General features: G+C 42.1%; 10 protein-coding genes. 6 read left to right on the top strand and 4 right to left on the bottom strand.

Annotated elements, in window-relative coordinates; translation table 11 throughout:
- Window positions 1-83: 83 nt before the first annotated feature.
- Window positions 84-548 (top strand): tRNA (uridine(34)/cytosine(34)/5-carboxymethylaminomethyluridine(34)-2'-O)-methyltransferase TrmL, encoded by a 465-nt coding sequence (gene trmL, locus HUS62_RS03130; RefSeq protein ID WP_058586636.1) that lies wholly within the window; start codon window positions 84-86, stop codon window positions 546-548.
- 103 nt (window positions 549-651) lie between these two features.
- The gene (locus HUS62_RS03135) at window positions 652-2,142 is read left to right on the top strand and encodes a bifunctional diguanylate cyclase/phosphodiesterase (RefSeq protein WP_175078504.1); all 1,491 of its coding nucleotides are present in this window, start codon (window positions 652-654) and stop codon (window positions 2,140-2,142) included.
- A gap of 74 nt (window positions 2,143-2,216) precedes the next feature.
- Here HUS62_RS03135 and gpsA read toward each other — a convergent pair whose 3' ends face one another.
- Genes gpsA through HUS62_RS03155 form a run of 4 tightly spaced genes read right to left on the bottom strand, consistent with a single transcriptional unit; the run spans window position 2,217 to window position 4,477 of the window.
- Window positions 2,217-3,224, bottom strand: a complete 1,008-nt coding sequence (gene gpsA, locus HUS62_RS03140) for an NAD(P)H-dependent glycerol-3-phosphate dehydrogenase (protein WP_175078505.1) — start codon at window positions 3,222-3,224, stop codon at window positions 2,217-2,219.
- A gap of 3 nt (window positions 3,225-3,227) precedes the next feature.
- Window positions 3,228-3,716: a protein-export chaperone SecB gene (gene secB, locus HUS62_RS03145; RefSeq protein WP_058586639.1), complete on the bottom strand. Its 489-nt coding sequence runs from the start codon at window positions 3,714-3,716 to the stop codon at window positions 3,228-3,230.
- Window positions 3,717-3,757: 41 nt separating this feature from the next.
- Entirely contained in the window at window positions 3,758-4,015 is a 258-nt protein-coding gene (grxC, locus tag HUS62_RS03150; RefSeq protein WP_054550973.1) for a glutaredoxin 3, read from the bottom strand.
- Between the two features lie 30 nt (window positions 4,016-4,045).
- Entirely contained in the window at window positions 4,046-4,477 is a 432-nt protein-coding gene (locus HUS62_RS03155; RefSeq protein WP_054562817.1) for a rhodanese-like domain-containing protein, read from the bottom strand.
- Window positions 4,478-4,669: 192 nt separating this feature from the next.
- Between HUS62_RS03155 and gpmM the strand changes: the two genes are divergently transcribed.
- From gpmM to HUS62_RS03175, 4 genes are read left to right on the top strand one after another with little or no spacing between them, the layout of a single operon-like run.
- Window positions 4,670-6,214 (top strand): 2,3-bisphosphoglycerate-independent phosphoglycerate mutase, encoded by a 1,545-nt coding sequence (gene gpmM, locus HUS62_RS03160; RefSeq protein WP_175078506.1) that lies wholly within the window; start codon window positions 4,670-4,672, stop codon window positions 6,212-6,214.
- A gap of 3 nt (window positions 6,215-6,217) precedes the next feature.
- Window positions 6,218-7,357 carry a murein hydrolase activator EnvC gene (locus HUS62_RS03165; protein WP_175078507.1) on the top strand — a complete coding sequence of 380 codons (1,140 nt, stop codon included), beginning with the start codon at window positions 6,218-6,220 and terminating at the stop codon, window positions 7,355-7,357.
- Between the two features lie 35 nt (window positions 7,358-7,392).
- A complete protein-coding gene (locus HUS62_RS03170) occupies window positions 7,393-8,661 on the top strand; it encodes a S41 family peptidase (RefSeq protein ID WP_175078508.1) in 1,269 nt (422 codons plus the stop codon).
- Window positions 8,662-8,696: 35 nt separating this feature from the next.
- Window positions 8,697-9,455 carry a divergent polysaccharide deacetylase family protein gene (locus tag HUS62_RS03175; RefSeq protein WP_175078509.1) on the top strand — a complete coding sequence of 253 codons (759 nt, stop codon included), beginning with the start codon at window positions 8,697-8,699 and terminating at the stop codon, window positions 9,453-9,455.
- Window positions 9,456-9,778: the final 323 nt, after the last annotated feature.

Genomic DNA, 9,778 nt, shown 5'->3' on the forward strand with positions numbered 1-9,778 from the left:
AGTAACTACGTTGAGTATATCATCTTTTAATTCTAGTTCGTGTATACTCAGCAGCAGATCAAATCCTTATAAATGAGATTCACATGCTTGATATTGTGTTGTACCAACCAGAAATTCCACCAAACACGGGTAATATCATTCGCTTATGCGCAAACACAGGTTATGCGTTACACCTAATTGAACCCCTTGGTTTTGAGTGGGATGATAAACGCGTAAAACGTGCAGGTCTTGATTATCATGAGTTTAGCCATGTACAGCGCCATGCCTCGTTTGAAGCATATCTAGAAAAATGCCAACCGAAAAAAGTCTATGCTTGCACCACTAAGGGCAGCCAATTTCATCATCAAGCACAATATCAGCCTGGCGATTGTTTAGTGTTTGGCCCTGAAACACGTGGCTTACCTGATGATCTAATTCAGTCGTTGCCGAAAGAGCAACGTGTACGTATTCCAATGCAAAAAGACAGCCGTAGTATGAACTTATCTAACTCAGTTGCTGTATTTGTTTATGAATCTTGGCGTCAGCTGGGTTTTGTGAACGGTCAATAACTCATTGAAAAAGCGCTTGTAATAAATATTCACTAATTGTTTAGCACGACCATTTTTTATGGACTAACCTAAATAGGTGAGTTTGTTCCTAAAGATGGATTTAATGCGCTTTTTTGCCCGAGTATGCAGTATCATTTTGCTGATGCAGCACTTTTCTAGTGCTGTTTCTGCTGCTGCGTCTAATCCCTCTAACTCACAAGCCCCCAATACGACTCCCCTATTACTACTAATCTTTCTAGCGATTGTCATCCTCATTGGTGCGGTTATCTATTATCAAAGAAACCAAAAGATGACGCTGATGGATGCTCTACTTTCCCAGTCTAAAGATGGTATTTGGGTCACCGATGAACAGTTTCGGATCATAGAAATCAATAACGCATTTAGTGAAATATCGGGTTATAAAAAAGCCGATGTATTTGGTAAAAAATTCAAAGCATTAACGCAAGCCGGTCGTGATACACAACTCGAAGAAATTATCCAACAAGAGCTGAGTAATGATGGTTATTGGTCTGGCGAAATTTGGAATTTACGCAAAGATGGGCAACCCTACGCCATTGATTTATGTATAACAAAAGTGACCACACCACGCTTTGCAAAAAGCTCTGTACGTTACGTTGGTATGTTTTCTGATGTAACTGCTCGTAAGAATAACGAGCGAACTATGCTCAAGCTCACTACCAAAGACAGTGTCACGGGTTTATCAAACCGTGCCATTTTTATAGAGTCCCTTGAAAAAGCAATCAATGCTTGTAACGACACTTACCCTAGTCTATTAATCATCTTTATTGACATAGACAATTTCAAAAAGATTAACGATTCGCTCGGTCACACAATTGGCGATGTACTACTAAAAGAGGTAGCCTGTCGTTTAACTGACTCTCTAAATTCAGGCTTTACCATTGCAAGACTCGGTGCAGATGAATTTGCGGTACTGGTGCCACCCTATCTTTATTCAGGTCAAACCGTATTCTTTGCTAAAAAAACCGCAGACATCGTGCTTCAGCAGTTTAAAACCCCATTTATGTTAGATGGTTTTGAGACTTCACTATCTGCCTGTTGTGGTCTTGCTATCTACCCAGACAACGCCTACAACTGTGAATACTTAATGCGCAGCGCAAATAGTGCTTTGAATCATGCAAAAAAAATGGGCCGTAATACGTATCAATTTTTTGATAAAGAGCGCCATACACTTGACCCAACCGAGTTAACGAAAGAAAGCGCTCTGTTTAAGGCAATTACCAATAATGACTTTGAACTTTACTTCCAACCTAAGTTTGATGCTCAACACAATCGTCTGCATGGCTTTGAAGCCCTAGTTAGGTGGCCTCAAGAAGATGGCAGTGTGATTAACCCCGATGAGTTCATTCCGCTTGCCGAACAAAATGGTGCCATTATTCCGCTCACCCAATTACTAATGGAGCAGCTGCTTAATCAACTGGCACAGTGGCGAAAACAAAACATTTCGTTTGGTAATGTCGCTATTAATATTTCAGCCTTACACTTTCAACAAGGTTACTATTACTGCAAGCCATTAAAAGCCAACCAAGTCAGCGAATTTATTAATGATACGCTAGAAAAGCAGCAATCTAGCTAATGGTTGCAACTATACATTAAATAAAAAACGCGATTAATAAATCGCGTTTTTTATTTAACAGTGAACAATCTAAATTATTCAGATTTTTGCTCACGGCCAAGTAGTGCCATCGCAGCTTCTTTTACATCTTTATTTTCATAAAGTACTTGGTAAATTTGCTCCGTTATTGGCATTTCAATACCTGTGCGTTCAGCAAGTAAATACACTTCTTTGGTATTTCTATAGCCTTCAACAACCTGACCAATAGATTCAATTGCAGCTTCTACGCCTTCACCCTTGCCAAGAGCAAGACCAAAGCGACGGTTACGAGATTGGTTATCTGTACAGGTTAAGATCAAGTCACCAAGGCCAGCCATACCCATAAAGGTATCTGAACGGGCACCTAATGCACACCCTAAACGGCAAAGCTCAGCTAAACCGCGAGTGATTAAGGCAGTACGTGCGTTGGCACCAAAGCCAAAACCATCAGACATACCAGCGCCAATCGCAATCACATTTTTAACTGCACCACCAAGCTGTATTCCAATAAAGTCATCATTGTTATACACCCTAAATGAGCGGCCACAGTGTAAAAGATCAGCTAGTTGCTTGGCAAAATCTTTAGAGGTAGACGATACCGAAATAGCGGTTGGTAAACCCATTGCCATTTCTTTTGCAAAAGTAGGTCCTGAAAGCACAGCCAGAGGAACATCATCTCCTAGCTCTTGTACCGCTACTTCTTGCAATAAACGCCCTGTATTTGGCTCTAAACCTTTGGTAGCCCATGCAACTTCAGCACCTTCTAACAACCAAGGTTTGATTTTTTGCAGCGTGCCAGCAAAAGCATGGCTAGGCACAACAACCAAAATGATCTTGCTTGCTTTAACTGCCGTTTCTAAATCTGCTTCTAGTTGGAGGGTTTCAGGAAAGCTAACATCCGGAACATAACGTTGATTCTTTCGCTCAGCTGCAAGCGTAGCAACGTCATCGCTATTGCGGCCCCACAAGGTCACTGGGTGGCCATTTCTGGCAAAGCAAATAGCAAGGGCGGTGCCATAAGACCCCGCCCCTAATACTGTAACAGCTGATTGTGCTGTACTCATAGCTTATGCGTCTGCAGTTGCCTGTTGATCTTGAGCTGCACGTTGTTGCATGTATTGAGCAAATAGTGCGTCAAAGTTAACTGGCGCTAAGTTTAATTGTGGGAAAGTACCACGGTTAACTAGGTTTGATACTGCTTCACGAGCGTAAGGGAAAAGTACGTTCGGGCAGAAAGCACCTAACATGTGCGCAAGTTGAACTTCTTCAACTTCACCAATTGTGAAAATACCCGCTTGTTGGATTTCACATAGGAATGCAGTTTCTTCACCGATTGAAGCTGTTACTGTTAAAGCAAGAACAACTTCAAACACACCTTCTTCTAATTTGTTAGAACGAGTATCTAAGTCAAGCTTAACTTCAGGAGTCCACTCTTTTTGGAAAATAGCAGGTGAGTTAGGCGTCTCAAAAGAAACATCTTTAGTGTAGATGCGTTGGATTGAGAATTGAGCGCCGGCTTGTTGTTCTGCTGCTGCGTTTTGATTTTCTTCGTTCATTGTAATTCCTAACTTGTATTCGTTTTTATATTTAAAATTTATTAAGCGTTAAGCTTTGCGTCTAAAAGGCCTTGCGCTTCAATTGCCATCATGTCATCACAACCGCCGATATGTTCATCATTAATGAAAATTTGCGGAACTGTGTAACCACCATTTGCTTTGTCGATCATTTCATCACGACGCTCAGGGTGAACACCAATATCGATATTCGTGTAGTCTACACCTTTACTGTCTAATAACGCCAAAGCACGTTGGCAGAATGGACAGTATGCTTTTGTGTAAAGAACAACATTACTCATAATAATTCCTCTATCGGGCAGTGAGCCTTATTAACGACCGGTCGTTGTTGGTAAGCTAGCTGATTGCCAAGCGCCCATACCGCCCGCTAATACATAAACACGCTCAAAACCTGCTTTATGCATTGCAGTTGCGATACCTGAGGCAGTCATGCCCGTGGTACATACTAGTATAATGGGTTTAGTCTTAAACTTTTCAAGGCTTGAAAAATCAGATTGCTTTGCTTTTTCCGGATTTAAGTGAGTTGCGCCTGCAATACGGCCAGAGTTAAACTCTTTTTGTGCACGTATATCAATCACTTGACCATCATCACGGTTAATTAGCAAGGTAAGTTGCTGTGGGTTGATTTGACGGATAGCCGAAAATTTACTTTTAAACCAACTGCTGATCAGCATAGCGACTAATGCTAACCAGATAATGCTCAAAACCGGATGATTCGAGATAAATTCAATATATTGATCCATGCGTTTTCCACTAAGAAATTTAGGTACCACAGCGCATAGCCATGGGTTAATTAAAATTTGCCACGCAAGTATACGTGCTTCAATTGAAAATGCTAGGGCGTGAAATATTTTAATATGACATATTGATAGCTGATCAAAACCATAAAACACGGTATGCTAGTGATATATAAGTGCCAATCTTCAGGAGCTATAATGACAGAGCATAAAAAACCATTGGTATTAATGATCTTAGACGGTTGGGGATACCGTGAAGACACAGAAAGTAACGCCATACTTGCTGCTAATACCCCAGTACTCGACAACCTTTGGGCAACCCGCCCACATACATTAATTTCAGGTTCGGGACTTGATGTTGGTTTACCTGCAGGACAAATGGGTAACTCTGAAGTAGGCCATGTAAATTTAGGTGCTGGCCGTATCGTTTACCAAGATTTTACTCGCATCACTAAAGCCATTGATGATGGTGAGTTCGATAGCAACCCTGCGCTTGTTGATAATATCGACAAAGCTGTAAATGCAGGCAAAGCCGTGCATATTATGGGTCTTTTAAGTCCAGGTGGTGTTCATAGTCACGAAGACCATATTGTGGCAACGATTGAACTTGCAGCTAAGCGCGGTGCAAAAGAAGTTTACTTCCACGGTTTCTTAGACGGCCGTGACACACCACCACGTAGCGCAAAAGCATCAATTGAGCGCATCGAAGCCCTATTTGCAGAACTTGGCTGTGGCCGCTTGGCAACGCTTGTTGGTCGTTACTATGCAATGGACCGCGATAACCGTTGGAATCGTGTCGAGCTTGCATATGATGTTATGGTTAGTGGTATTGCTGAATACAGCTACACTGACGGTGTAACCGCACTAGAAGCGGCTTATGCACGTGACGAGAACGACGAGTTCGTAGCAGCAACAACTGTTGTGCCAGAAGGCCAAGCAGCTGCTGAGATCAATGACGGCGACACTGTTATCTTTGCTAACTTCAGAGCAGACCGAGCACGTGAAATGACTCGTGCCTTTGTTGATGCTGACTTCAGTGGTTTTGATAAGAAAAAATCACCACAGTTAAGCGCTTTTGTGATGATGACAGAATATGCAGCAGACATTAAAGCACCGATTGCGTTTGCACCAGAACCTCTAACAAATGTATTAGGCGAATGGTTAGAGAAGCAAGGTAAAACACAGCTACGTATTTCTGAAACAGAAAAATACGCACACGTGACCTTTTTCTTCAGCGGTGGCCGTGAAGATGAATTTGTTGGTGAGACGCGCGAACTAATTCCATCACCACAAGTTGCAACATACGATCTGCAACCAGAAATGAACTCTGAAATGCTGACCGATAAGCTTATTGAAGCAATCGCTAGCGGTAAATACAATGCCATCATCTGTAACTACCCTAACGGAGACATGGTAGGTCATTCTGGCGTATTCGAAGCAGCAGTGAAAGCATGTGAAGCAGTTGATCATTGTATTGGTCGTGTAGTTGCAGCACTTGAAGAACATGGTGGTGAAGCGCTTATTACTGCCGATCATGGTAATGCTGAACAAATGGCTAACCCAGCAACGGGCCAAGCACATACCGCACACACCAGTGAGCCAGTGCCATTTATCTATGTTGGCCGTGATGCAACACCACATGATGGTAAAACATTAAGTGATGTAGCCCCGACCATGCTTCACCTACTCGGCTTAGAGCAGCCAAGTGAAATGACTGGTAAACCAATCATGACGCTGAAATAAGCTATGAGTAAATGTATTAACCACTTCTTTAAAACTGGTTTAATACTGACTTCATTAGTAGCAACTTCGGTTGTTGCTAATGAAGATCAAACCAAAAAAGACTTATCAGACATTCAATCAGCTTTACAAAAAACAGAGGCTGAGCTTAAAGGTCAACGCAAGTCCATTGCCCAAATGCGCAAAGATCTGCGAGCCCATGAACTCGACATAGCTCAAAATGCCAAAGCATTAAACCTTGCCGCCCAATCTGTTAAAGAAAATGAGCAACAACAGCGAGAACAACAAGCTAAAGCCGAGCAACTTAAAGCCCAGCAAGCACAGCGCCAAACCTTATTAGCTGCACAACTAAAAAGCGCCTTCATGGCGGGTAGCCATGACTACTCAAAAATGTTGCTTAACCAACAAGACACAGCCAAAATTGAGCGCACACTAAGTTATTATAATTATTTAAATAAAGCACGTATTGAGCAAATTGAAGAGCTCAAAGCACTACAGCAAGAAATTGCAGACAACCAAGCTGAGCTTGAAAAAACCAAACAACGTCTAGTTGCCTTATATGATGAGCAAAAAAGACGCCAGCAAGCTCTAGTCAATGCACAACAAGAGCGTAAAACTAACCTCAATAAACTCCAGTCAGCGTTAAAAGAAACTAAAAGCTCTATTGATTACTTAAAAGAAAATGAGCAAACCCTGATCACCGCTATTGAAGAGCTTGAACAAGAGCGAAGTGAAAAGGTTGAATTACTAGGCTTACAAAGTAGTAAGGGCAAACTCGACTGGCCAACTAAAGGGGCATTACGCCACCGCTTTGGGCAGCGCAAGCACGGCAACATAGATTGGAAAGGCGTACTTATCAGCGCTAAAGAAGGCAGTAATGTTAAAAGCGTACAGAACGGCCAAGTTGTTTACGCAGACTGGCTAAATGGCTTTGGCTGGGTTATCGCTATTGATCATGGCGATGGCTTTATGAGCTTATATGGTCACGCTCAAACTCTACTTCGCGATGTTGGCGACCTTGTTAGAGAAGGCGAAACAATTGCATTAGTCGGTCAAAGCGGCGGACAACCGGATCCTGGTCTATACTTTGAAATACGCCACAAAGGACGCGCAGTAAATCCTGTAAAATGGTGCAGACGCATTTAATTGATTAAATAGCTGCACTCTATGAGGAGCAGCTGATGCTAAACACAACTTACTCTTACAAAGCTCATTTATCCCCAGCTAAGTTTTTTACTCAGCTGTCTTTTTTATTACTTGTCAGCTTGCTATGCCTGATACTGCAATCGTTTCAGGCTGTTGCAAAACCCTCGTTACAGTCACTACAGCATCAGCAACTAAACGAAATTCTATTTAATATCCATACGTATTATGTTGATGATCTGAAACTACAAAACACATTTGTAACCCAGCCTGATAACTTACAAGTCGAAGCGTTATTCGAACGCCTTGATCCATACTCAAAATACCTCGACGAAACTGAGCTCGATGCTATCTTCAGTAGTACTAATGGTAGATACACAGGACTCGGTATAGAAGTAAAAGTTGAAGATGGTCGGGTTTATATTGTTAACACTATTAATAACTCACCTGCGGCGCTTGCGGGTCTTCAGGTAAATGATGAAGTTATTGCGATTAATCAACAACCTATTTTAGACAAAAGTATCGAAGAAGTGGCTAAATTAATTCGCCAAAGCGGTCAAAGTGCTGTCGATGTTGCTGTAAAAAGAGAGAAAGATACTGAGCTAAATTTCTCGATCAAGCGCCAACAAATCAACTTACAAAGCGTTCATGGCCATTTAGCAGATACAGGCGTTGCGCTTATCAGTATCAACTCATTTAATAACCACACATTACACGATGTTGCTCGGGAGCTTGCAAAAATGCAGGTCACCAATAGCTTCCCTCTTTCAGGTTTAATTATTGATTTACGCGATAACCCAGGCGGTACATTACAAGGGGCCATTGAAGTTGCAGATCTGTTCTTAGATAACGGTACCATAGTGTCAACCAAAGGCCGCTTTAATGAAGCTAATCAGAAGTATAAAGCCCATAAAGGCGACATACTCAGTGGCGCTCCCATTGCTGTACTGATTAACGAAAACTCAGCCTCTGCGGCTGAAATACTCGCAGCAGCATTAAGAGATAATCAACGAGCGGTGCTAATTGGCGAAACTTCTTTTGGTAAGGGCTCAGTGCAATCGCTGATACCTTTAGGTAACGGTAATACCGCATTAAAACTGACTACAGCACGTTATTACACACCAGCGGGTCAATCTATCGATGGAAAGGGGATCACCCCTGATGTGAGTATTAATCAAACAATGCTTTCAGAAATTGACCAAGGCGTTATAATAAAAAACATCCAAGAATTGGCGCTTTTTAGCTCACTTCTAGATGGACAAGACAAAAAGCAACTTACAGCAAAGCAGCTCTTTATTATGCAGTAAGTAAATGCTCACAACGGATATAATAATTACAAAAAGTGAATTTAAAAACAGGCTTATTACTCGCCGTATGTTGCCTACCGCTATTCTGCCAAGCAAAGCAAATAGCCATAGTAATCGATGATATAGGCAACCATCAGCGCGATCTTGAAATATTAAACTTACCAGGGCAAGTGACCTTCTCAATCTTGCCCCATACACCCTATTCACAAATATTTGCTGAACGCGCCAGTAGAACTCATAAAGAACTACTTTTACATGTACCAATGCAAGCGCTTGATAAAACTAAAGCACTTGGTCCGGGTGCACTCACTGATACTATGACTAAGTCAGAGTTACAAACAACCCTTGGCCATGCATTAGCCTCTTTACCACAAGTAAAAGGGGTCAATAACCACATGGGCTCTGAGTTAACACAGCTTACTGAGCCTATGAAGTGGACGATGGAAGTATTGAAGAAACGAGGTTTGTACTTCTTAGATAGCCGAACAACCAGTCAAAGTGAAGCACAAAACGTTGCTAATCTATACGGTGTCGAAAACGTATCTCGTCATGTATTTCTTGATAACAATGTCACACAAAGTCAGCTACAACATCAACTTGAAGAACTAAAAAGCAAAGCTGAACACTTCAACTACGCAATCGCCATTGCCCACCCCTACCCAGAAACAGTTGCTTTTCTACAACAAGCCCTCCCTGAACTACAACAACAAGGCTTCGAACTTGTTCCCCTCTCACAACTAGTCGAAACAAAATACATTCAGCTTGCCAAAGCAGAACAAAGGCAAGGGGAATGAGTGTTATAAAAGTAAGTTAGCGAGGGGAAAGTTGAAAGAGTAAAGCTTGGAAGTTTGGCGTAGGTTGGGTAGAGCGGAGCGAAACCCAACACAGAGCTATCAGCTTTCAGCCGTCAGCACTCAGCCGCGCGGTCTGGGTGTTTGGTGCTGCGTATCCCTCTGCTGGAGGTTCTAGGTAAAGTGTATTGTAGGAATGGCTTCAGCCATGAATGTGTTTGTTCTGGTCTAGATTCGGCACTGAAGTGCCTTATATGGACTCCTCCTATTGCACAATACCCTTCGTTAATTTTGTCAGACTGCGTGCTTATATGCGGGCTCATAAT

The sequence above is a fragment of the Pseudoalteromonas sp. 0303 genome (assembly GCF_013349995.1).
Classification (GTDB): Bacteria; Pseudomonadota; Gammaproteobacteria; order Enterobacterales; family Alteromonadaceae; genus Pseudoalteromonas.

Coding starts and splice junctions, on each gene's coding strand:
- trmL (WP_058586636.1), top strand. CDS start 84: ATGCTTGATATTGTGTTGTACCAACCAGAAATTCCACCAAACACGGGT.
- HUS62_RS03135 (WP_175078504.1), top strand. CDS start 652: ATGCGCTTTTTTGCCCGAGTATGCAGTATCATTTTGCTGATGCAGCAC.
- gpsA (WP_175078505.1), bottom strand. CDS start 3,224: ATGAGTACAGCACAATCAGCTGTTACAGTATTAGGGGCGGGGTCTTAT.
- secB (WP_058586639.1), bottom strand. CDS start 3,716: ATGAACGAAGAAAATCAAAACGCAGCAGCAGAACAACAAGCCGGCGCT.
- grxC (WP_054550973.1), bottom strand. CDS start 4,015: ATGAGTAATGTTGTTCTTTACACAAAAGCATACTGTCCATTCTGCCAA.
- HUS62_RS03155 (WP_054562817.1), bottom strand. CDS start 4,477: ATGGATCAATATATTGAATTTATCTCGAATCATCCGGTTTTGAGCATT.
- gpmM (WP_175078506.1), top strand. CDS start 4,670: ATGACAGAGCATAAAAAACCATTGGTATTAATGATCTTAGACGGTTGG.
- HUS62_RS03165 (WP_175078507.1), top strand. CDS start 6,218: ATGAGTAAATGTATTAACCACTTCTTTAAAACTGGTTTAATACTGACT.
- HUS62_RS03170 (WP_175078508.1), top strand. CDS start 7,393: ATGCTAAACACAACTTACTCTTACAAAGCTCATTTATCCCCAGCTAAG.